Genomic DNA, 23,348 nt, shown 5'->3' on the forward strand with positions numbered 1-23,348 from the left:
TTTCCCCTGGGTTCGGGCGGCTTTGTTTCTATTATAGCACATTTTTCTTCTTTTGGGAATGGTTTTTTGAAATTTTTTTTGGTATTTGAGTGTGTATTTTTCAGATTCGGTCTTATTCCAAAGTAAAATAGGCAATTCCGAACAATCCGGGGGGTTTCTGCAGTATGACAGTATCGTCTTCTTCAACGGTATAGTAGTATCTTCCAGTAACCGTCAGTTCTTCTTGTGATTTATCTGAACGCTGTACCGTAATGTAATATGATCCTGGACTCTTTGTACCGCCCCGATGATATTCTTTTTCGATTATAATCACAGCCTGTTCTTCTGGAATATATGGGTCATACAATTGGTTCGCACAGACTACAGACAAAATGGAAAACAGAAACGACAGCCCTATCATCCACGCAACACCAGAAGCTGTCCGATTTCGGCAGAAATAGAGAAACAATACGCTCAGTACTACGGCGAAAATAAAACAAATAACAGCATAACGCCCCCAATCAGAAACAACTAAATTCACCCGATGTGTCAAAAATGCCAGTTGGATCAGCATTGGTGCAAATAGCGCATAGTGTACGCAGGGCGATGTTCCAAATAATCCCGGCTGCTCTGTATCATCCGCCTTTCCCCAGAAGAAAAGGCTGCCGTTTGTCCAGCACAGCAGCATCAGCAGCACAGTGCAGATCAGCCAGAATGTCAAAGGCAGAAACAAATACGACGATGACAATATTGTAAAAGAAAGAAGCCACGCCGTGGAAAACCACAGCCCCACCTGCAATATCAGATTACAAAGTCTCGGTGTCCCTAATGTTTTCAGAACGCTCCAGACTGTGTTATATTCCAATATCGTTTTCGTTTCATCCACAAAGGGCACAGGATCGAACATAAGGGCAAGTTCTGCCGCAGACAGCTTCGACAGCAGATAATAGCGATGGATTTTCTTATCCGTATTGTCCTTCATTTCCAGTTGCAGGATACCAAAGGCAGCATATCGTGTATTTTCCACAGGTTTTTCTATGTAGGAGACTGACTGTACCTGACTCACGGGAAATCGGAAATCTTTCTTGCCGCATTTTTTGCCGCTGCTTAGATTGGGGTAATATGTCATTAAGTGGTTTTGTAATATTGCATCATCATTCAGACTATGTCTAGGACGAAGCATCCGGAAATACAGGACTTGCTTATAGCGGATGATCTGGAACAGATTCCCGGCAGCATCCTGTGCCAGCACAGACTGCTTCGGCACAGTAAGATGCGTCAAAGAAGGCATGGCTTTCCGACTGAACAGACGGCGGTACACGCCCCGTTCCGCTGACGGATACCCTCGCACTCGGTCGGCATAAGGGTAATACTCTTGAAGCAATTTCCAGAAAATCAGCTGCACCGCCCAGGCGAGAAAGAGTATGATCCCAAATGGATGCGGCAAAAAGCCCATTCCAATGAGTGCGGGGAAGCCCAGCAGAAGCTGCAAAAGAAACATATTGCCCTCCTTCCCACAAGAAATCTCCGCACCCAAAGGCACGGAGATCTGTTATACTATTATAATATGCTGTACTGTCACGATCAACCTTCCCAAGATGTGGTGTATACAGAATCCACACCCAAGTATTCCTCCAGGGTCAAACCAAGGGAATTGATCTCCTTCGCCACGTCTGCACCCACATAGCGGATGTGCCACGGCTCATACTTATAACCGGTGATATCTTCTTTTTCCTTTGGAAATCGCACAATAAATCCATAGTCCGCACAGTGTTCTCCCAGCCATGCCGCCTCTTCTGTTTCTCCGAAGGCATCATCTATCGTATTGCAGTCGATCGTCAATCCTGTCTGGTGCTCGGAATGTCCTGGACGTGCTGAGAAAGTATCCGCCATCTCCCAGCCATACAGCTCGCTGTAATTGTTGTAAATGGTCACCTGATACTGATAGTCCCGGTAATCCGAGCCAATATAAATGTTCAGATTTTCCTTTGCAGCATCTGCTTTCAGCTGCTCAAAAGCTGCCCTTGCTGTGGCGTCCAACTGTCCCGGATTAAAGCTTTCCGGCAAACCATAGGTCTTATTGACAATGAGAATGCCGTCAATATACGTACAGCCGTCCTTCTGCTCCAGTTTCCGCACTGTCACCGGCACAGTCTGGGAGATCGCATCGTTTCCCTTGACTGCAACGGTAATATCACACTTACCCTGCTTCACGCCGGTGACTGTACCAGAGGCGTCTACTATGGCAACGGATTCATCGCTGCTGCTCCAGACCAGATCGCCTGCACTCGCCTGACCGGTAGTGGACATGTTTACTGCAATACCCGCCGTGTTTCCTTCCAGCACTGCCAGAAATTGTTGATCCACTTTCAATTCCAGAATGTTCGCATTGGTCGCTTCGCTGTTCCCATCTGTTTCCGAAACTGCCGCACTCTGTACAGCAGTGCCCTCTGCCGAAGCAATGACATTGTTATTATCGGGGATGATACTCGTGCTCCGTTCGTCCGAGAAAAACAGCAGGCGCACTGCAAAACCCAGAATAATAAACATCACATACAATAATATCAAAATAACTCCTGTTCTCGAAAAGCGTTCCCAAACGCCGGCTTTCGATCGTTTCGCCATAATCGTTCCCTTTCTCTCCGTTTTTACTTCTTTGTCGTTTCTCTTCTTGTATTTTCTCCAAATTGTAATGTTTCTAACAAAAAATCTTCTAAATCTTACAAAGTGGTTACATCTATTGTATTATACCACACTTTCCTTGTGCTGTCATGTGGTAAATTCGCCAAATGTTCTCCCCAGATTTTGTGCATTATTGAGGATGTTGTGCACATTGCCGAAAAAGCGCCCCATGCTGTAGATATAATATACAAATCTCGGCTGCAATGTTATTCCATTCTTGCAATTCTGCACAAAGTGTGCTATAATAAGAATGAATATAAATGCAATCTGCCCGGCAGTGCAATGGGACATTCTTTCTTCATGCACTGCCAAATTCTTTGGAAAGGGGATTCTCCATGAACAAAAAGAACAAATGTATATCAGTTTTAACGGCAGCAGTTCTGCTGTGCACTGGTATCGGTACAGCTGCTGTGGTATCACCAATGAAGGTCCAAGCGACAGACTCCATTGAAGCCTCTATGAGTTGGGACACGGTAGAGATCGGCGGCGGCGGCTTTGTCTCCGGCATTGTCACCGGCGACGACCAGATGTATGCCCGTACTGACGTCGGCGGTGCTTACCGCTATGACTATGAAAAGGAAGAGTGGGTGCAACTCCTGGCATTTCTGAACGAAGAGGATCGTGGCCTTCTGAGTGTAGACGCCATGTGTCTCGACCCGAATGATGACAATACGATTTATCTGCTCTGCGGATGTGCTTATTTCAGCGGTGCACGCACTGTTATTTTCCGCTCTCATGATGCCGGAGAGACTTTTGAAGAGATCGATGTCACAGATCTGATCCAGGTACACGGCAACGGTGACGGCAGACAGTGCGGCGAAGCCATTGCAGTTGATCCGGACGATCCAGATATTCTGTACTGCGGCGGCGATGTTGCCGGCGGCTCTTCTGCACTGATCATGAGCAAGGACGGCGGTTCTACCTGGACGCCTGTAAAGGGCTATGACGATCTCGGTATGTTCAGCAACACCATTAAATGGCCCACCTGGGATAACCATGTGGTAAAATCTCTCACCAGCGATGAGTACAACCACCAGAACGGTGTGGCTTCGGTTATGATCCAGGATGGAAAGGTCTATGTTGCCACCTCCATTTCGGGACAGACCAATGTCCATGTGGCTGATGTGGGCAGTGACGATTTCGAAGCCCTGAGCGCCGATCTTCCCACAAACTATTATCCGTCCCGCATCAATGTGGATGCTGATGGCAATCTGCTCATCAGCTATGTTGCCGGTATCGTATTCGACGGCAGTGCCGGCGGCGCATACAAATACAACACCAAAACAGGTGAAGTAACGGACATTTCTCCTTCAGGGAACGGTTTTGGTGCTGTTTTCAGTGACCCGAATGACGCCAACAAGCTGGTAGCAACTACCTGCGGTCTGTGGTATTCTCAGATGTGGGAAGCCTGGACTGAAGAACATGGTCCTGCATGGGGCGACCGCTTCTTCAAATCTGAGGACGGCGGAAAGACCTGGACCAGCATGACGCCCGGCAATGAAAAAGGCTGGGGACAGCCCTTGGAGGCAGAATATCTCCAGGACGGCGGCTTCGATTGGGTACAGTACAAGGCCATCCACTGGGCAGGCGCCATTGTACTGGATCCAAGAGACAGCGACCGACTCTTTGTCACCTCCGGTAACGGCGTATTTGCCTGCGACAACACCTGGGCTGATACTCCTGCGTTCTATTTCCACCCCAACGGCATTGAAGAAGTCGTTGCACTGGATATGATAAGCATTCCCGGCGATGCACCATATTCCGCTATCGGTGACTACGACGGATTCAAGCATACAGACACTTCTGTCCCTGGCAAACAGTATCAGCCCAACATGGGTTCTACCTGTGCCATTGCCTATTGTCCTCAGAACCCGGACGTAATGGTTCGTATTGCAGAAAATCAGAACGACATTGCTCCCGGCTTTTACACCACTGACGGCGGCAAGACCTGGACAACAATGGCAAACTCTCCCGGTGGAAAGGCTGCCATCACACAGCTGGATGACAGCACATACCGCATTTTCAAATCCGGTAAAGACGACGGCAATGTCAGCTACTCTGACGACTGGGGACAGACATGGAACAGCTGTTCCGGCATTAGTTCCACATATGGTTCCAAAACGACCTATATGCTGGTAGAACCAAATCAGCCCAATGTGGTTTACGCTTATGCGACCTACTACAATTCTTCCTGGGGTTATTCCAAACCGGCAGCGGAATTTTCTGATGCACACTATACATTCTATGTGAGCACAGACTACGGCAAAACCTTTACTGGTACAGATATTGCCATGTATGATCAGTGCGACAGTGCCGGCAGAATCGCTTATCTGGGTGAGGATGACATTATCCTGGGTGCAGGCTGGTACGGCATGTATCATGTGACAAACGGCGGCAAAACAGTGGAACAACTGGATGTTTTCTACTGTAAGACCGTAGGCTATGGTGCACCGGAGAAAACAGGCGGTCTGAATACGCTTTATATGTACGGTAAACCTCAGGAATCCGATCCAGAGGGCATCTATCGTTCTGTAGACGGCGGTGAATCCTGGCTGCTTATCAATCAGAACAAGCTTTACGGTGGTACTGGAAACGGCAACTTCCTGGTAGGTGATATGAACACCTTTGGTACAGTTTACATGTCCACAGTCGGCTGCGGCATTGTCAAAGGCGAGGTCACTGGCCCGGAAAAGCCAAACGTTGTCACAACAACTACACCGGCTGAGACAACAACAACTACTGCCGGCACGACTACTGCAAAATCTTCGGAAACCACTGCAAAATCCACCGAAACTACAGCTTCTTCTGCAAGTGCTTCTGGCACAGTGGCCACCACATCTTCAGCAACTTCTATAAACACAGCCACTTCAAGTTCCGCCTCCAACACAAATTCCAGCGAGGCCACAACTTCCAAGAGCAGCGCCAGCGCAGACACCAACGTTCTATACGGTGACGTGAATCTGGACGGCAGAGTGGACATTACCGATGCAGTTCTGCTGAACAAGGCATCTGCCGGCTCTGTTTCGCTGAATGACCAGGCAGCAGCAAATGCCGACTGCAACGCCAACGGCGAGCTTGGTGCAGATGATTCTATTATCCTGCTGAAATTCCTGGTGCATCTCATCAATTCCCTGCCGGATGCCTCCTAAAAGCAACACGAAAAATCTGATCTAAAATAATATAAAAGGCCCTGCACTGACGGAGAGAATCCGTTGGTGTGGGGCTTTTTTGCAGCAGCGTCTTATTGCAAAACAGTTTTCCGTGTATTTTCACAAAAAATCTTGACTTTCCAATGAGAACATGATACAATAAAAATAATTGGATTGACAACAGTGCGAAAAATGCACGTGCATTCTGTGAAAGGAAGGATTTGATTATGAAGAAATGGATTGCGGCAATCTCCGCCGCAGTACTGGCGTTCACCGGAACGGCTGCGGCTGTGCCGACTGCAATCGCAACTGCCGAGTCGAACAGCAAGTACAACTATGGTGAAGCCCTGCAAAAGTCGATGTTTTTCTACGAGGTACAGCAAAGCGGCGAACTGCCGGAGTGGAACGAAGTCACCTGGCGTGCCGATTCTATGACAAACGACTTTGTCCCCGGCGGCTGGTTCGATGCCGGCGACCACCTGAAATTCACCCTGACCAATGCCTATTCCGCCACCATGCTGGGCTGGGGTCTGTACCAATACCGTGACGGCGTGGAAAAATGCGGCCAAACCGAAATGTATGAGAACAACTTGCAGTTCGCTCTGGATTATCTGGTGGGCTGCGATCTGGGCGATGAAATTGTCTATATGATCGGTGAAGGCTCTTTCGACCACGTGTGGTGGGGCGCAGCTGAAATGTATATGGCAAAGTATGAGCTGATGAAGGGTGAAACAGAACGTCCGTACTATACTTGCAACGACAGCTGTATCGAAGCACAGATGGCAGCAGCACTGTGCACCGGCTATCTGAACTTCAAGGATTCCAAGCCGGAAAAGGCAGCGGAATATCTGGAGCACGCAAAGGCATTGTTTGACCGTGCTGACAAAAACCGTTCCATCGGCGATGACCCGGAGGAACAATCCTATTATAAGATCTCCACATTCTATGATGATCTGTTCTTTGCAGCAAACTGGATGTATATGGCAACCGGTGAGCAAAAGTATCTGGATCTCTGCAAATCGGATTATATCCCGAATCTGGGCAAGGAGGAACAGTCCTCTGACCTGAAATATACCTGGGGCCACTGCTGGGACGATGTTCAGCAGGGCGGTACATTACTGTATGCCATCAACACTGGCGATTCTACCTGGAAGGATCAGTTCAAAAAGCATCTGGAATACTGGACCACAGGCTATGGCGGAAAGCAAATTACACATACACCGGATGGCTTGGCATGGCTGTTCCAATGGGGTTCTTTGCGGCATGCTACTACCACTGCATTTTTGGCATATGTTGCAGTGGATGAGCTCTTTGCAGGGGATACTGCACTTATTGAAAAATACACGGATTTTGCCGATGATACTATGAATTATTGCTTTGGTGATAATTCCAAAAATTTCAGCTATGTTGTTGGTATGGGCGAGGATTATCCTCATGCATGGCATCACAGAACCTCCAGCGGTGCATGGAATGACAAATGGAGCGGTATCGGTCAGACTGAGGGCGAGGATGCCAAAGAACATGCCCACATCCTATACGGTGCACTGGTAGGCGGTCCGGATCAGCAGGACGGCTATTCCGACAAGATCGGTGACTATCAGTATTCTGAGGTTGCCATTGACTATAACGCAGGCTATACCGCAGCGCTGTGCGCTATGGTAGAAAAGTACGGCGGCACTTCTGATTCGGACTTCCCGCCCACAGAAACACCGAAGTGGGATGAATTCTCCATCTCTGCTTCTGTGAACCAGGCAGCGTCCAGCTATACTGAACTGAAAGTATTTGCCCTGAACCACACTGCATGGCCGGCAAGATTTGTCAAGGATCTTTCCTACAATTACTATTTCGATATCACTGAATTGGTAGAAGCCGGCATGTCTGCAAATGACATTTCCGTAAAGATCGGTTATGACCAGCACGCTTCTGACAAGGGCGCAATGTCCATTTCCGACCCGATCCAGTATGACGGCAATATTTACTACGTGAAGCTTTCCTTCGCAGACGGCAGCGTGGTAATGCCCACTGGACAGTCGGAACACCGCAGCGAATGCCAGTTCCGTATCTCCATCCCGGACAATGTACAGGGCGTGTGGGATCCCACCAATGACTATTCCTTTGAAGGACTTGCTCAGGGCGGCGAGGATGCTATGGTGATTACAGATAAGATCACCATGTATGACGGCGATACACTCATCTGGGGTACTGAGCCGGACGGCACTACACCGAAAGTGACAACACCAACTACAAAACCAGTACAGACAACAACTACTACAGAAACAACTACTACCGCCAGTTCTGTTTCGGGAACAACCGATTCGGATATCTACACGACTGAAACAACAACATCGGAATACGTGATCTATGAATCCGAAGGATATCTTTCCTTGACCAATTTACCGGCTAAGCTCACATATAACATTGGTGAAGGGCTGGATCTGACCGGACTTGGCGTTACGCTGGATTACTATTATGGAGAATCGAATCACGATGTGATTTTTGACAATGTCAATCCAATGGAAATGGATAGTGACTCCCTTCTTGTGGATATCTCCGAATTTGATAGTTCCACTCCGGGAACATATACGATTCGTATTACATGCAGCGATGACATCCGGTATCAATATCGGGTTTTTGATAACACTGTTTCTTTTGAGGTTACAGTAGGCAACGGCGAAAGCACCACGACGGATTCCTCCACAACTACCACAACTACCACAGCGTCCTCCGGCAATATATCCGGTGCAACGCTCTATGGTGATGTCAACCTGGACGGCAGAGTGGACATTACTGATGCAGTTTTATTGAACAAAGTATCTGCTGGTTCTGTTTCCCTGAATGACCAGGCGGCAGCAAATGCCGACTGCAACGCCAACGGCGAGCTTGGCTCAGACGATGCCATTGCCCTGCTGAAATTCCTGGTACATCTCATCAATTCTCTGCCCACGGAAGAATAAAATAAACAAAAGTAATTTTAGAAACTAACAAAGACGGACATCTCTTCGTGAGGTGTCCGTCTTTTTGCTTAACCCTGTACCGACTGGAACTTCTTCTTGACTGCCTGGAGCTTTGTCATCTCCGCACGGTCGGTGGGATACCAGCCCTTTGCTGCCATCTTGTCATACAAGGTGTCCTGCATACAAAGGGAGTCGTTCAGCGCCTGGCTGAATGCCTGGTGTACATTGCTGGTAGGAGATTCGATGGTGCCGTGCATATACAGATCACAAACACCCTTTTCCAACAGCAAAATACCTTCCATCAGATTCTTGTCATCCATGTTACTGCCTCCTTTCTTTTAAAGTAAGCCATAAAAGCTCTGGAACAGCTTCCGGTGTTTCTCCGCCATCTGCTGTACACACTGCTTCAGATCCTCGTCCTGGATCTGTGATGCTGCAGTCTTACACTGCATCTGAAAATACTGTTCATGTCCCAGTGCATCCTCCACATATAACAGTTCTTTGCTTGTCATAACTCTCACCTCCACTGTTAGTTTGCTCAGGAATATTTTGATTATACACTGCATTTCATTTTACCTTCATTGCTCTCCTTTTCGCCATCATTGCCACCTTATCGCTGAAATATGCCCTTAGAATTCGATTGCATTCCGGAAAATTATGTGGTATAATAAAGGCAATCAAAACATAGATAAGGATGATAGGATGCAAATTTTACATACCACACCTCGTGGAGACGGCTTCGCCATGCCGGCGGAATTCGACCGTCACGACAGCTGTCTCATGATCTGGCCCATCCGGGGAGATTCCTGGCGCAGAGGCGGCTGGCCGGCACGAGATGCCTTTGTTGCTGTAGCTTCTGCCATTGCACAGTCGGAAAATGTGACGATGCTGGTAGATGCTTCTCAGTACGAGACTGCCCGTACCATGCTCCCTCCAGAAGTACGGCTCGTGGAACTTTCCACAGATGATGCCTGGGCAAGAGATGTCTGCCCCACTTTCGTCCGTGACCGGGCAGGCAATGTCCGCGGCGTGGATTGGGGTTTTAACGCCTGGGGCGGTCTTGAAGACGGGCTGTATTTTCCCTGGGATAAGGACAACCATGTCGCCCGGAAAGTCTGTGACCTGTTCCACACAGACTGTTACGACTGCCGGGAATTTATTCTGGAAGGCGGCAGTATCCACAGCGACGGCGACGGTACTATCCTCACCACAAAAAGCTGTCTTCTCAGTGCCGGACGCAATCCCCATATGACCCAGGCAGAAATTGAGGACAAGCTCTGTGATATGCTGAATGCCCGGAAAGTACTTTGGCTGCCGCGGGGCATTTACGCCGATGAGACAAATGAACATGTGGATAACATCGGCGCCTTTACAGCTCCGGGAAAAGTTGTTCTCGCCTGGACAGATGACCAGAGCGATCCGCAATATGCGCTTTCCAAGGCTTGCGAGGACTATCTATTGCAACAGACGGATGCCTGCGGCAGAAAAATCGCAGTCACACGCTTACCCATTCCCCAGACGCCTGTGTGCATTACGGAGGAAGAATGCCGGGAGCTGGATCTCTGGGACGGCGAGCCGACACGCACTCCCGGTGAACGACTGGCGGCATCCTATGTGAATTTTTACATCGCAAATGAAGCTGTGCTTGTGCCTCAGTTCGGCGATCCGATGGACAAGACCGCCTGCGAAATTCTGGCGGCACAGTTCCCCACGAGAAATATCGTTCCCATTGCCGCACGGGAGATCCTGCTGGGCGGCGGCAATATCCACTGTATCACCCAGCAGATCCCACATTCTGAAAGGAGTTGCCTCTGATGCGTAAAGTAACTGCTGCCGCCATACAGATGGCGTGCACTCCGGATGCAGAGGAAAACCGCTGCACTGCGGAAAAAATGGTACGAGATGCAGCAGCATCCGGCGCACAGATCATTCTGCTGCCGGAACTGTTCGAGACCCCTTATTTCTGCCAGGAACGCCGCTATGCGTCCTATGACCTCGCCACGTCCCCGGCAGATAACCCGGCGATCCTGCGGCTTCGTAAGGTCGCCAGAGAACTAGGCGTTGTACTGCCCGTGAGCTTCTATGAGCGTGCTGGAACAGCGCTGTACAATTCCATTGCCATCATTGACGCAGACGGCACTGTGCTGGGCATTTACCGCAAGACACATATCCCAGACGACCATTTTTATCAGGAAAAGTTCTACTTCACCCCCGGCGATACCGGTTTTCGGGTATGGAACACCCGCTATGCAAAAATCGGTGTGGGCATCTGCTGGGATCAATGGTTTCCCGAAGCAGCACGATGCATGGCTTTACAAGGAGCTGAACTGCTCTTCTACCCCACAGCCATCGGCTCGGAACCAATTTTAGAAGTAGACAGTGCACCTCACTGGCAGCGTTGTATGCAGGGACATTCTGCGGCAAATCTCATGCCGGTCATTGCGGCAAACCGCATCGGCACGGAAACCATCCAACCGGATGAGGAAAACCAACAGCAATCCTCCTCTCTCTGCTTCTACGGCACATCATTCCTCACTGACGGCACTGGAGCAGTGTTACAGCAGCTGGACAGAAACAAGCCCGGCATTGCACTGGCGGAATATGACCTGGACGAACTGGAAGAAATGCGCATGAGCTGGGGGGTATTCCGTGACCGCCGTCCGGAATATTACAATGTCATCAGTGCGCCAGCGCCTGTGGTTCTGCCGGAATAACCAATTCGAAGTTGCTTTGTAATCGTTTGTTACATGTTATTAATTGGGCAAAACCGCAAGAAAAATCCTGAAAATGGGTGAAATTTCGGCACACTTTTGTGCAGAATCCAGCTGTTTTGCCGGCACGATTTGTGCAGTGCGCTGAAAATTCGACACTTTTTTTAAGGCAGCCCTGAAAACGATTGACATTGCAGGGAAACTTCGTTATAATAAATAGTGGATTCATGACAATTTGATTACAATCGACTTTCATTTTTTGTCGATTTGATACGAAAACACAGGGCAGCAATTGCGAAATGGAAACAAGCGATTGCCTGATTCGAAAGGACGTGAAACCATGGCGCTTCAATTGCGCAAATTACTTCTGTCAGCAGCAAGTGGTCTGCTGACAGCACTGACCATTGGTGCAGTTTCCGCAGGGGCGGCTGATGCCGAAACAGATGATATACAAACACTGAACCGATTCATTGTCACAGACAGCGGTAACCGTGTTCTGACAGGCAGTGTTTCTTCCAATCAGATCAGCCAGACCGGTTGGTATGTTTCAAATGATGATAATTTATATTATTACTACAGCGACGGAAGCTGTGCACAGGACGAGACTACTCTGGAAGACGGCTACACTTATTTATTTGCCGCAGATGGTGCGCTGCGCACCGGCTGGCAAACGGTTGAGGGAAAGCGATATTATTATAACGCAGAAATTGGCACTCCGGTGTTCGGTTGGCTCTCCTATCATGAAGAGTTGTACTACGTAGATGAAACGGCAGGAAAGCTCACCGGCACGCAGGAAATCGATGGCATACCGTATATTTTCGATGAGTATGGCTGCGTGCAGACCGGATGGATCTCTTATGAGGACGGTTCTCTTTATTATTATGACGAAAATGCCGTTCCGTCAAGTGGCTGGGTCACCAATGAAAACGGCACTTATTATTTCACCGCAGATGGCGCAGCAGCTGGTTTGACTGTCATTGACGGCAGTAATTATTATTTCTCCCAGGACAAGCTGATGCAGACCGGATGGATCGTCACCGAAAACGGTACCATGTGGGCAGATGCAAATGGTGTTCTTGCTGTAGGCAAAGCAGTGATCGACGACAAGTCCTATTATTTTGACGAAAATGGCGTTATGCAAACGGGACTCATCTCTACCAAAGAAGGTACTTACTACTGCGGTACAGACGGTGTGATGCTCACAGGACTTCAGATCATCAGCAATCAGATCCATTACTTCTTGCCAGAGACTGGACTCATGCAGACCGGATGGCAGACCATCAACGAAAAGCGGTATTATTTCGACCTCACTTCCGGTGTAATGCATACCGGCTGGATACAGACAGACAGCGGCAAAGTTTATCTCACAGAAAATGGTATGGCAACCGGCTTGACAGCAGTGGACGGTGTTACATATTATTTTGACCCAGAAACAGGTGTAATGCTTACCAGCTGGCAAACCATTGACGGAAAGCTCTATTGCTTCAATATAGAGACGGGCGCAATGCTCACCGGTTGGTGCATCCACGATACCGACAAGGTTTATCTCACAGAAAACGGCGCTGCCACGGGTCTTGTAGAAATCGACGGAAATTCTTATTATTTTCTCCCGACGACAGGTGCAATGCAGACTGGATGGATCACCATTGACGGCACTTCCCGATATTTCGATCTCACCAGCGGTATCATGACAGAAGTCGGACATGAAGCAGTACAGCTGAATGCACCAGACTACAAGCAATTCGATTCCCAGTGGGCAAATAAAAAGATTACATATTCTACCATTGGAAAGGTTGGCTGTTTGGCAACTGCCATTTCGATGAAGTATTCTTATGAAACAGGTACAGCTACTACACCGGACAAAATGATCTCCAAACTGAGTTTCAGCGGAGACAATCTTTTGTGGTCTTCCTGCACCGATCTGGGCTACACTGTAGAGGACGCAAGCGGTTCTCTCACTCAAGCACAGATGCAGCAGATTTACAATTCTCTGCAAGATGGTACACCAGTCATTATCGGTGCAAAAAAATCCAATGGCGGTCAGCACTATGTACTGGTCACCGGCTATACTGGTTCTACCGGAACTACATTCTCTCTTTCTAATTTTGTGATCAACGATCCGGGTTCCAGCAAACGAAGCCGATTGGATGAATACTTTGCAATATACCCTACATTGTATAAAATCATCTACTAATCTTCTTTTCTATCAGCCGTCGTCATAGGGACGACGTGCTCCCAGGTCTGGGAGCAAAACAACATGGTAAGATTGACAGTGAAATATGACGCATTGTCTCCTCGCAGCAAATGCTTGCGAGGATTTTTGTTGCCTTTTTCCGGCACGAAGAAACGCCCATATCCTGGAAAAATCGGGATATGGGCGTTTTTATTATTTTTGCTGCAAATCTTACCGGAATTTCAAACACTTTCCGCTATTTTTCCGTTCCAATTTCGAATCCGTGCCCGCATTTCGTCAATGGCAAGGACACCATAGGCAAACCCTTTTTTCACCAGTTCTTCCGGCAGAAACTCATCATACTTTTCGAACATAGGCACTTCTTTGGGATAGACCAGCTCCATAGGATCCAAGGGCTGGCGTTCCATCTCTGACAGCACCTGGAAAAATTGACTTTTGCTTGCCTGCATCTTGAACTGTATGAAGTACGGCCGGGAGGAATCCATGCCCGTCAGCTTCAGATGGGGTGCGCACTTGATCTTGAGAAAACGCTCCAATGCCAAAAAAGCATATGACCCCAGCCACGGAAACAGACACCACATATCACCGCCCAGACAAATCAACGGTTCTTCTGTCAAACCGGAATTTGCCGCTGTATGCCGTGCCAGTTCCAGCCTTGCCACGGCATTTTTCATCAAATAGGGATAGATCATATTCTCTCGCAGCACCATGCGCATCCGTTCCAGCACCTTGGTATTGATGTCTCCGGGGCATTCTCCGAAATATGCCGGAACCTTTCCCTTCACCTGTTCGCAGTAGACTAGATGCCGCTTGTGATCTACTTCCTCTACCACCCAGACATGCCCGGCAATGGCGATCTTTTCCCCTGCTGGCGGCGGCTGAACAATCGTCCCCAGTTCCTGAGAATTCCAGCGGACGGTATATTCCTCGTTTTCCTGGAATACTGCATAGAACTTGAAAGAATTCGTAATCCGTTCTCCGGCAATCCCCACGATCAGCCCACCGTTTTCCGTGCGTTGGATATGATCAATGGACAACAGGTGGCGTAGGAGCACCTTGAAATCCTCCTGGGTGACCCTGTGGAAATAACTGAGCGTCAACACACGGGATGCCAGTGCTGCCGGAGACAACTCTCCGCAGGAGGCAAGGGTACTCATGGTCTGATGATACAGCAGGCTATAGGGCAGACGATCCAGCCTCGGTGGCTCTACCCAACGTTCCTGAACATAGAGCTGCACCAACGCTATGCCCTGGATCAGTTTCCAGGGTACAGTAGTGGGAAGCATTGCCCGGGCTTCCGGCGGATCTTCCCGGATGACAAACCACATTTCCGGCGGCAGATCCCGTCTGCCGGTACGTCCCATGCGCTGCAAAAAGGAGGATACGGTAAAAGGTGCGTCAATCTGAAATGCACGTTCCAATCGCCCGATGTCAATGCCCAGTTCCAGCGTAGCAGTGGTAACTGTGGTCTGAAACTGTTCCTCGTCTTTCATGACAGCTTCAGCGGTTTCCCGGTAGGCAGCGGAAAGATTGCCGTGGTGAATGAGAAACCGATCCGGCTCGTGCTTTGCCTCGCAGTATTGCCGCAAAGTCGTGGTAACAGCTTCGCATTCCTCCCGAGAATTCACAAAGACCAGACACTTTTTCCCACGGGTATGCTCAAAAATATAACCGATGCCCGGATCCGCATGTTCCGGGGCAATATCTGTTTTCTGCGCCAGTTCCGGCAATGCCTGTTCCACAGACTTTCCCTGGGCAGACTGTTCCCCTTGGATATAGAAATGCTCCATGGAAAGACGCCATTTTGTACCTTTTGTTTCGATGCGGGGAATTACCGTGCCCCTGCCTGTACCGGAGGCGAGAAACGCACCAGTGCCCTCCAGATCACCAATGGTGGCAGACAAACCAATACGTCTGGGATTGACACCGGCAAGCTTTGAAAGCCGTTCCATAAGACAAAGGGTCTGACCACCGCGGTCACCACGCATAAGAGAATGCACTTCGTCAATAATGATAAAGCGCAAGTCGTGGAACAGCTTGGAAATGGCAGCGTGCTTGTGAAGCAAGAGTGCTTCCAGGGATTCCGGGGTGATCTGCAAAATACCGGAAGGTTTTTTAAGCAACTTCGCCTTGTGAGACTGTGCCACGTCTCCGTGCCAGTGCCAGACGGGAATATTAGCCTCGGCGCAAAGATCATTCAGGCGCAGAAATTGATCGTTAATGAGTGCTTTCAGCGGTCCGATGTAAATAGCACCTACAGAGGCAGGCGGATCTTCAGAGAACAGTGTCAGAATGGGAAAAAAAGCCGCTTCGGTCTTGCCGGAGGCAGTAGAAGCGGACAACAGGACATTTTCATCCGTATTGAAAATGGCATCCCCGGCAGCAACCTGGATGGCACGAAGAGATTCCCAATGATTCTGATAGATGAAATCCTGGACAAATGGGGCGTAGCGGTCGAAAATGTTCATGTCAGTTCCTTTCTGCGCAAGGCGCAGGCAATGAAGTTTTTTGACCCATCATTTTTTCGAATGGGATGTTTTCAAAGCAATCCACTTTAAAAATCGCAAAATCAATCACCACTGTGCATAACGTATTTCGTCATCTTCGATTGCATACGGGAACACAAAAATTCTGCCCCGATATACAATGCGGTATTTCACATGATTCCACTCACCGCCGACATCTTCTTCCAGCACAACCTTGTCTCTCCGAAAGCTCCAGAGTACAGCCACATATTTTACCGTCGTACCAGTTGCATCGTGAACAGGGAATGGAATCATCATAAGCAGAAAGACCAATATTCCAATCAGAATATAGCGCCATTTTACTTGAATTTTCCTTGTCTGGTTCATATGTCAAACTCCGCAAATTCCGGTGCAACTGCCGCATCTTCCTCGTTCACCTGCGCCTTAGCATAGGAAAAACGATCGGAATGCAGCAGCTCTGTCACCTTGATCTGGGGATTCTGATACACAATATCCAACAGTTCAATGAAATCCCGGATCACCTCACGGGGTGTGATATGAGAATCCGACCCGATCCTGCCGAACTCGATCTGGATAAAGGTGATCATGTCCTCCTGTGTCAATGTCTGAGCGTAGCGGAACAGTCCGGCGTGGATATCCGCCAGTTTTTCAATGAGCACCAGCATCTCTTCATTGGTCAGCGGTGACAGGTGGATCACCGGCGCCAGCATATCCTTGATGCCCTCTCTGCCGAACCGTCCCTCTGCCAGACGGGAACGCAGGGCTTCGTAGCTGTATACCCCACGCCGGGTGTCCTCAATGCACTGGGGCGTACCGCCCATGATGATACCCAGATATTTTGCCTTGCCCTGTAGGGTGTCGTTGTACATGGTAAGAATTTTCTCATAGTTGTACTGCCGGGTGATGCTATTGGGAATCTTGTAGATATTCACCAGCTCATCTATGAGCACCAGCAGACCGCTGTAGCCTGCCTTTTTCAGGAACACGGCAAACAGCTTGATATACTCGTACCAGTCCTCGTCTGTGATGATGATATTCACGCCCAGTTCGGATTTGGCTTCCGTCTTGGTGTTATACTCGCCCCTGAACCACTTCACAACCTTTGCCTTGCTCTCATCATCGCCGTTCCAGTAAGCGTTATAATAAATGGTCAGCAGCTTTGCAAAATCGAAGCCGTGCACCATTTCATTGAGCGCACCGATGACCTCGTAGATTTTCGATTCCACTGCCTTGCGAAACGCCGGGTCATTGCTGTCCAGTCCGCTTTCCGCTGCGGTCTCATTCTGGATATTGCTGATCCAGCGGTCTAAGATCAAGGTCAGTGCACCGCCGTCAGGCCGGGTCTTGGTGGACATATTCCGGATCAGTTCCTTATAGGTGGCAAGCCCCTGCCCTTTCGTACCCTGAAGCCGCCGTTCCGGAGAGAGATCCGCATCGACTACCACAAAGTTCCGATCCATAACATGGCTGCGGATGGTCTGGAGCAAAAAGCTCTTGCCGCTGCCGTATTTCCCCACAATAAAGCGAAAGGCCGCACCGCCGTCTGCCATAATATCCACATCATGCAGCAGTGCGTCAATTTCGTTTTTTCTGCCCACGGTAATATATGGAAGACCGATCCGGGGCACAACGCCGCCTTTCAGGGAATTGATGATCGCCGAAGCGATCCGCTTTGGTATCTTCATGGAGTAATCATTCCTTTCAATTCATCTGCATAATCCTCGATCAGCTCCGGTACATCGCCCTCGAACAAGATCACCGTATCCGCAAACTGATCGAACAGCTTTTCATTGATGCTGTCCACCAGTACCGACAGCATGACACCATGTTCCCGGAGCAGTGCATCATAGGGCTTTTCCCAGAGCAGACATTGCAGAAATTCCACTTCTATGGCATCCAGTCCGGCGGTAGATTTGTTCTGTTCCGGCAGTGTTTCCGGAGACAAAACCGGCTCTGGAGTTGGTTCTGGAAAACATTCCGGCTCTTCCGATTCCGTATCCACAATAAGTTTATCCCGTGTAATGGCTGCCTCCCGGCGGATGTCCCGGAGCTTGGAAATATCCATCTCAAATTTTGGTGCGGTCTTGGCTTTTTTCTCTGCCAGAAACTGATCAACTTCTTTCTGTATCAGGTTCAGAAGATATTTTTTCTCCGTTGCCGGCTTCATGGGATAGCGGAAATCATACGCCTTACGCATCATGCTGTCCACTGTTTTCAGGATTGCACCCAGTTCCTTGTGCTTGCCGCAGCTGCCATAATACTTTTCGCATGTCCAGATACCGTTTTTGCACCGGTAACGGTGAATGGGATTTATCACATATTCCCGGTCCTGCTTGTCCTGTAAATAGAATACAGCGGAACGGAACATATAATAGGTGCATGTCGCCTTTTTCCCGAACAGGGATTCGCAGAAGCTTTTTTTGCGGTATTTTTCATAATATGCTGACAGTGCAGAGAAAACACGACACACCACCTGCTTCATATCCTCAGGATATTGCTGATAAAACCGGGACCTTTCCATATGATACGTAGAAAAGGCTGCCAATGCCGAAAAAATCTCATGGGTGCTATGATTATCCGGCTGAAGCAGCGTCAGCAGTATATTGTCAAATTTCAGGTCGTCGGAATCCTCCAACAAGGCGTAATCCAGACCATAATAGACCACATAATCCCTCAGCCAGGCAGGCATATAGGAATCGATCTGGGCATCCAGTTCACGGTAGATCACCCAAAACTCCCGGAGCATGGTAAAGCCTTCTTCTGGAGACGGCACACCGATCTGATTGAGCATCTCGTAGAGATACACAAACACATAGGAGATATCTATTTTTTCCACAGTGCCCCGCCGCACCTTGGTACGCCAGGTGAAGTAGGTGCGGAGCTGGTCATTGTTCATGCTGCGGTATGTGGGGTAATAACGGTTGAAATTCACAGCCTTCGGAAAATCATCCTCGTATGTTTCCATCATCTTCCCTTGCTCATAGAACAGCCACTCATCAGAATGATGATAGGCATCATAGCTTTGCGCAAGCTTTTTCATAGCACGGATCTCCGGCGGCAGATAGTTTTTCATCTGCGCCGCTGTATGCAGGATCGGCTCGTCTTGGTACACCTGAGAAGAAAAGGATCTGCTGTTTTGCAATTTTTCATCGGATAAGATCAGAGAGATCAACTTTTGGATACCGGACAAGCCGCCACCGCCTTTCGCTTGGAATCGTACAGAATATCTATATTTTTGTCAATTATAGTATATCATATGGGATAGGGATTGTCAAACGGTTGGGCATACAGTTATGAAAACAATTCAACGCAAAAACAACGGATAAACCGCCAGTCTATCCGTTGTTTTTGCTTCTATTCTATCTCTGTTTCCGCGCCCAGTTCCGTCACATAGCCGTCCGCATCAATGGAAATCCCATAGGCGCTGGAAAGATACCCCATATTCCGATAAAATGCATCCTGTTCCGTTTCTTCTGACAGATATTTCACCTGGCAATTCTCCTGTCTGCCAGGAATCAATTGCAGCTGCACCGCATAATCCTCCGCAGTGCCGCTGATGTGCAGTTCTGCCAGCATGGTATCCATAACCTTGCCGTTGAACCAGTAATTTCCCAGAGAATACAGGATCGGTTTTCCCTGATAGTACTCAATGCCCTGAAGACAGTGAGGATGGTCGCCAATGACCACATCTGCACCGCTGGCAATGAGTGCTTTTCCCGTTTCTGTCTGATATTCTTCCTGATACGTCACTGCTTCCATGCCCCAATGCATGTAAACTACCACAAAGTCCGCATTGGCAGACGCTTCTTTGGTACGGGCATAGAGTAAGGAAGGATCTGTAGTACGAAACACGCCCGGCGTGGTTTCCGCAGCACCCTTTGTTTCCTCAATCCATTCCACACGAGTACCGGAGACAAACGCAACGGTAAAACCGTCCAGTTCGTAATAATACACCGCCGAGGCTTCGTCCAGGTCTTTTCCAGCACCCACATAAGGGATTCCGGCATCCGTCAGAGTGTCCATGGTGTCCAACAAGGCATCTTCGCCGAAATCATACACATGGTTATTGGCAAGGGAGACGATATCCACGCCCAGGTCCTCCATGACGCAGACATTTTCCGGATCACCCCGGAAAGTCCACGGCTTTCCGGGCAATGCCGAACCACGTGTAGAATACTGAAATTCGTTGTTCACGAAACAAATGTCCGCACCCTGCATATGGTCGATCATTTCCTGATCAATACACTTTGTAATATCTCTTTCCTGATCCTTCCAGTATGCCGTGGTGCGTGCATTATCCGCCACGCATATATCGCCGGCAAAGCAAAGGGTATAGTCAAAAGGTTTCGGCTCTGCACTGGTTATTGGTGTAGCGATCACAGGAATGCTGTTATTTCCGACAGCCAGCCCGTTTTCGGAAAAATTCTGTTGTATCCTCTGCGTTCCCATACAGCCAATCACTAGCACCGCTGCTATGCCGGCAATGATCAAAAGCGCTGCCAGAGAAAGAAGATACCTCTTTTTGAATACGGCTTTTCTCGGCTTGCTCCGAATGATTTCCATGTATTTCTTCTCCATTCCTGTTTTTCTTGGAAAATAGACCCCTATCATTCGTTATTTTACCATAAATTCTGGGATTTGTCTACCGCTGTTTTACACGGAAATCAAAAGCTCCTTTCAGAAAAAAGTATTCATTTTTCCAAATAAAGTATCCTTCTTGACACCACTTTGGTCTATGTTGGGAATTCCTGAAAAATTTCTGCACATACTAGAGCATGTTCATAGCATTCCATACTATTTTGACATATCCTCTTTTTTGAAATGAATTTGGGTGTTTCTTTTTGGTAACAAAGGAAAAAATCCAAAAAACAAAATAATGAAAGAGCTTAAAGAAAGACGTGGAAATATTCATGGTTTTATGTTATACTCTAACAATAAGAATATTTCCTGGGAGGACGGCATTGAGCCTGATGCAGCGTCCGCCGATTCATGAGGAGGTTCCTATATGAGAAAAGTACAATTTACTGAAACCGTTTTGCGTGATGCAAACCAATCCCTGATGGCGACACGCCTGCCCTATGCAGACTATGAAGATATTCTGCCGGTCATGGACAAGGCAGGATATTATTCCATCGAATGCTGGGGCGGTGCCACATTTGATTCCTGCCTGCGCTATTTGAACGAAGATCCGTGGGAACGCCTGCGGAAGCTCCGGAAAAATCTGCCCAACAACAAACTCCAGATGCTGCTCCGTGGTCAGAACCTGCTGGGCTATAAGCATTATCACGATGATGTGGTAGAAAAGTTTATTGAGCTTTCCATCAAAAACGGCATTGACATTATTCGTATCTTTGACGCATTGAACGATTTCCGCAACTGTGAAACGGCGCTGAATGCTACCATGAAATATGCCACCAAGAATACCATTGCATCCGGCTGTATTTCGTATACCCAAAGCCCGGTGCATACAGTGGATAAGTATATTGAAATGTGCCGTGAACTGAAGCGAATGGGCTTTCAGACCATCTGTCTGAAGGACATGGCAGGTACCATGACACCTTATGAGGCAGAGCATCTCATCAAGGGGATCAAGGACGCCGTGGGCGATATGCCGCTGATCCTCCATACCCACAGCACTACCGGTATGGCATATCTGACGCTGACCAAGGCAATTGAATCCGGCATTGATGTCATTGATACAGCGACCTCCTGCTTCTCCGGCGGCACATCCCAGCCGGCAACAGAGACCATGTTCTACGCCTGCCAGCAGTACGGCATTGAAACTGGTCTGGATGAAAAACGCATCAATGAAGTGAACGATTATTTTAAGCCCATTAAGCAAAAGTATATTGACAATGGTCAGATCAATCCCAAGAGCCTGGGCACCGATGCACAAGCGCTGGTATATAAAGTGCCCGGCGGCATGCTGTCCAATATGATCGCCAACCTGACGGATATGAAGGCAATGGACAAATTCGACAATGCCCTGAAAGAGATCCCTCAGGTTCGTGCCGATATGGGTTATCCTCCGTTGGTCACACCTCTGTCCCAGATGGTAGGCAACCAGGCAGTGACAAATGTCCTGCTGGGACAGCGCTATAAGCAGATCTCCAAGGAGATCAAGAATTATATCAAGGGCGAATACGGCATCGCTCCCGCACCGGTCAGTGAGGATCTCATTACCCAGGTATTGGGCGAAGGCGGAAAACCGGTGGACTGCCGGATCGAAGATCAAAAACGCACTGGTGTGGAATTCCAGGAGGCGGCAGAAGCGCTGGGTGATCTGGCAAGATCGGAAGAAGATCTCATGAGCTATATCTGCTTCCCGGATCAGACAGTGAAGTTCCTAAAGGCACGGAAGGCGCAGGAAGAAAACGAAGCGGTATATACCATTGAGGAAATGTAAGGAGGGACATCTATGCCAAATGAGATTGCCACAGCGGCAAAGATGAGCATCGGCGATGCAGCTGTTACGGCAGTATTCGGTTATCTGGTCGTATTCTGCGGACTTCTGCTTCTGATGATCGTGCTCTATATCATGGGCGCTGTATTCAAGGCAAAAGCAAAGAAGAACGAAGCAGCAAAGGCAGCTGCTGCCCCGATAGAGACGCCGGTGTCGGCAGAAGAACCTGCACCAGAAAAGCCCCTTGCACCCGGTTCTGCCGGTCATGTGAAGCTATATGACGTACCCGACAAGGAAGCGGCAATGGTCATGGCTGTGGTGGCATACAAAATGCAGAAACCGCTGAATGAACTGCGCTTTATTTCGATCAAGGAGGTCAAAGAGGATGAAGTATAAAGTAACCCTGAACGGAAAAACATATGAGGTAGAAGTAGAGGCAGGAAAGGCTGTACTGCTTGACGAATATGAAGCATGTGCACCAGCTCCGGCAGCTGCACCGGCGGCAGAGACAGCACCGGCTGCCGCCGCTGCTCCTGCACCAACACCGGCGGTGAATCTTGCTGCCGGAGAACCGGTAAATGCACCTATGCCAGGCAATATCCTGCGTGTGGAAGTCAAGCAGGGAGATACCATCAAGGCTGGACAGCTTCTGGTGGTACTGGAGGCAATGAAAATGGAAAACGAGATCCTGGCGCCAAAAGATGGTACGGTGGCACAGGTGGTTGTCTCCAAGGGTTCTACGGTAGAGACTGGTTCGCCGCTGATCGTACTGGCATAAAGGAGGGGTATC

General features: G+C 48.8%; 17 protein-coding genes. 8 read left to right on the forward strand and 9 right to left on the reverse strand.

All coding sequences use genetic code 11. The features are described 5' to 3' along the window. Nucleotides 1-112: 112 nt before the first annotated feature. Both QZ375_RS00780 and QZ375_RS00785 read right to left on the reverse strand, forming a co-directional pair. Complete coding sequence (locus QZ375_RS00780) at nt 113-1,480, reverse strand: hypothetical protein (RefSeq protein ID WP_295214073.1); 1,368 nt, start codon at nt 1,478-1,480, stop codon at nt 113-115. Nucleotides 1,481-1,563: 83 nt separating this feature from the next. Beyond that, entirely contained in the window at nt 1,564-2,604 is a 1,041-nt protein-coding gene (locus QZ375_RS00785) for a D-alanyl-D-alanine carboxypeptidase family protein (RefSeq protein ID WP_295214074.1), read from the reverse strand. A 392-nt stretch (nt 2,605-2,996) separates the two neighbouring features. Here QZ375_RS00785 and QZ375_RS00790 point away from each other — a divergent pair, with 392 nt between their 5' ends. Both QZ375_RS00790 and QZ375_RS00795 read left to right on the forward strand, forming a co-directional pair. After that, a complete protein-coding gene (locus QZ375_RS00790) occupies nt 2,997-5,810 on the forward strand; it encodes a dockerin type I domain-containing protein (protein WP_295214075.1) in 2,814 nt (937 codons plus the stop codon). A 227-nt stretch (nt 5,811-6,037) separates the two neighbouring features. After that, nucleotides 6,038-8,764, forward strand: coding sequence for a glycoside hydrolase family 9 protein (locus QZ375_RS00795; RefSeq protein ID WP_295214076.1), 2,727 nt, complete (start codon nt 6,038-6,040; stop codon nt 8,762-8,764). 68 nt (nt 8,765-8,832) lie between these two features. Here QZ375_RS00795 and QZ375_RS00800 read toward each other — a convergent pair whose 3' ends face one another. Further along, nucleotides 8,833-9,084, reverse strand: coding sequence for a spore coat protein (locus QZ375_RS00800; RefSeq protein WP_295214077.1), 252 nt, complete (start codon nt 9,082-9,084; stop codon nt 8,833-8,835). A gap of 18 nt (nt 9,085-9,102) precedes the next feature. Next, nucleotides 9,103-9,276 (reverse strand): hypothetical protein, encoded by a 174-nt coding sequence (locus QZ375_RS00805; protein ID WP_295214078.1) that lies wholly within the window; start codon nt 9,274-9,276, stop codon nt 9,103-9,105. A 190-nt stretch (nt 9,277-9,466) separates the two neighbouring features. On the opposite strand from QZ375_RS00805, the gene aguA reads away from it, so the two are divergent. From aguA to QZ375_RS00820, 3 genes are all read left to right on the forward strand, one after another. Then, nucleotides 9,467-10,579, forward strand: a complete 1,113-nt coding sequence (gene aguA / locus QZ375_RS00810) for an agmatine deiminase (RefSeq protein ID WP_295214079.1) — start codon at nt 9,467-9,469, stop codon at nt 10,577-10,579. Further along, the gene (gene aguB, locus QZ375_RS00815; RefSeq protein WP_295214080.1) at nt 10,579-11,478 is read left to right on the forward strand and encodes an N-carbamoylputrescine amidase; all 900 of its coding nucleotides are present in this window, start codon (nt 10,579-10,581) and stop codon (nt 11,476-11,478) included. The genes aguA and aguB overlap by 1 nt, the downstream gene beginning before the upstream one ends. Before the next feature lie 337 nt (nt 11,479-11,815). Then, complete coding sequence (locus QZ375_RS00820) at nt 11,816-13,669, forward strand: C39 family peptidase (RefSeq protein ID WP_295214081.1); 1,854 nt, start codon at nt 11,816-11,818, stop codon at nt 13,667-13,669. A 221-nt stretch (nt 13,670-13,890) separates the two neighbouring features. Here QZ375_RS00820 and QZ375_RS00825 read toward each other — a convergent pair whose 3' ends face one another. From QZ375_RS00825 to QZ375_RS00845, 5 genes are all read right to left on the reverse strand, one after another. Then, on the reverse strand, nt 13,891-16,137 hold the full coding sequence (locus QZ375_RS00825; protein ID WP_295214082.1) for a DEAD/DEAH box helicase: 2,247 nt from the start codon (nt 16,135-16,137) through the stop codon (nt 13,891-13,893). A gap of 105 nt (nt 16,138-16,242) precedes the next feature. After that, nucleotides 16,243-16,521, reverse strand: coding sequence for a hypothetical protein (locus tag QZ375_RS00830; RefSeq protein WP_295214083.1), 279 nt, complete (start codon nt 16,519-16,521; stop codon nt 16,243-16,245). Continuing rightward, on the reverse strand, nt 16,518-17,840 hold the full coding sequence (locus QZ375_RS00835; protein WP_295214084.1) for an ATP-binding protein: 1,323 nt from the start codon (nt 17,838-17,840) through the stop codon (nt 16,518-16,520). Before QZ375_RS00835 ends, QZ375_RS00830 begins: the two co-directional genes overlap by 4 nt. After that, on the reverse strand, nt 17,837-19,345 hold the full coding sequence (locus tag QZ375_RS00840; protein ID WP_295214085.1) for a TerB N-terminal domain-containing protein: 1,509 nt from the start codon (nt 19,343-19,345) through the stop codon (nt 17,837-17,839). The genes QZ375_RS00835 and QZ375_RS00840 overlap by 4 nt, the downstream gene beginning before the upstream one ends. 164 nt (nt 19,346-19,509) lie before the next feature. Beyond that, nucleotides 19,510-20,718 (reverse strand): CapA family protein, encoded by a 1,209-nt coding sequence (locus QZ375_RS00845; protein ID WP_295214086.1) that lies wholly within the window; start codon nt 20,716-20,718, stop codon nt 19,510-19,512. Between the two features lie 442 nt (nt 20,719-21,160). On the opposite strand from QZ375_RS00845, the gene QZ375_RS00850 reads away from it, so the two are divergent. The 3 genes from QZ375_RS00850 to QZ375_RS00860 are packed head-to-tail and all read left to right on the forward strand — an operon-like array spanning nt 21,161 to nt 23,336. Further along, nucleotides 21,161-22,561: a pyruvate carboxylase subunit B gene (locus QZ375_RS00850; protein ID WP_295214087.1), complete on the forward strand. Its 1,401-nt coding sequence runs from the start codon at nt 21,161-21,163 to the stop codon at nt 22,559-22,561. A 12-nt stretch (nt 22,562-22,573) separates the two neighbouring features. After that, complete coding sequence (locus QZ375_RS00855; protein WP_295214088.1) at nt 22,574-22,954, forward strand: OadG family protein; 381 nt, start codon at nt 22,574-22,576, stop codon at nt 22,952-22,954. Continuing rightward, nucleotides 22,944-23,336: a biotin/lipoyl-containing protein gene (locus tag QZ375_RS00860; protein WP_295214089.1), complete on the forward strand. Its 393-nt coding sequence runs from the start codon at nt 22,944-22,946 to the stop codon at nt 23,334-23,336. The genes QZ375_RS00855 and QZ375_RS00860 overlap by 11 nt, the downstream gene beginning before the upstream one ends. Nucleotides 23,337-23,348 lie beyond the last annotated feature (12 nt).

It is taken from the genome of Ruminococcus sp., assembly GCF_019417665.1.
Lineage (GTDB): Bacteria > Bacillota > Clostridia > Oscillospirales > Ruminococcaceae > Ruminococcus_C.

Bases quoted from the DNA above. Each gene is read 5' to 3' on its own strand.
- QZ375_RS00780 (WP_295214073.1), bottom strand. From the start codon at position 1,480: ATGTTTCTTTTGCAGCTTCTGCTGGGCTTCCCCGCACTCATTGGAATG.
- QZ375_RS00785 (WP_295214074.1), bottom strand. From the start codon at position 2,604: ATGGCGAAACGATCGAAAGCCGGCGTTTGGGAACGCTTTTCGAGAACA.
- QZ375_RS00790 (WP_295214075.1), top strand. From the start codon at position 2,997: ATGAACAAAAAGAACAAATGTATATCAGTTTTAACGGCAGCAGTTCTG.
- QZ375_RS00795 (WP_295214076.1), top strand. From the start codon at position 6,038: ATGAAGAAATGGATTGCGGCAATCTCCGCCGCAGTACTGGCGTTCACC.
- QZ375_RS00800 (WP_295214077.1), bottom strand. From the start codon at position 9,084: ATGGATGACAAGAATCTGATGGAAGGTATTTTGCTGTTGGAAAAGGGT.
- QZ375_RS00805 (WP_295214078.1), bottom strand. From the start codon at position 9,276: ATGACAAGCAAAGAACTGTTATATGTGGAGGATGCACTGGGACATGAA.
- aguA (WP_295214079.1), top strand. From the start codon at position 9,467: ATGCAAATTTTACATACCACACCTCGTGGAGACGGCTTCGCCATGCCG.
- aguB (WP_295214080.1), top strand. From the start codon at position 10,579: ATGCGTAAAGTAACTGCTGCCGCCATACAGATGGCGTGCACTCCGGAT.
- QZ375_RS00820 (WP_295214081.1), top strand. From the start codon at position 11,816: ATGGCGCTTCAATTGCGCAAATTACTTCTGTCAGCAGCAAGTGGTCTG.
- QZ375_RS00825 (WP_295214082.1), bottom strand. From the start codon at position 16,137: ATGAACATTTTCGACCGCTACGCCCCATTTGTCCAGGATTTCATCTAT.
- QZ375_RS00830 (WP_295214083.1), bottom strand. From the start codon at position 16,521: ATGAACCAGACAAGGAAAATTCAAGTAAAATGGCGCTATATTCTGATT.
- QZ375_RS00835 (WP_295214084.1), bottom strand. From the start codon at position 17,840: ATGAAGATACCAAAGCGGATCGCTTCGGCGATCATCAATTCCCTGAAA.
- QZ375_RS00845 (WP_295214086.1), bottom strand. From the start codon at position 20,718: ATGGAAATCATTCGGAGCAAGCCGAGAAAAGCCGTATTCAAAAAGAGG.
- QZ375_RS00850 (WP_295214087.1), top strand. From the start codon at position 21,161: ATGAGAAAAGTACAATTTACTGAAACCGTTTTGCGTGATGCAAACCAA.
- QZ375_RS00855 (WP_295214088.1), top strand. From the start codon at position 22,574: ATGCCAAATGAGATTGCCACAGCGGCAAAGATGAGCATCGGCGATGCA.
- QZ375_RS00860 (WP_295214089.1), top strand. From the start codon at position 22,944: ATGAAGTATAAAGTAACCCTGAACGGAAAAACATATGAGGTAGAAGTA.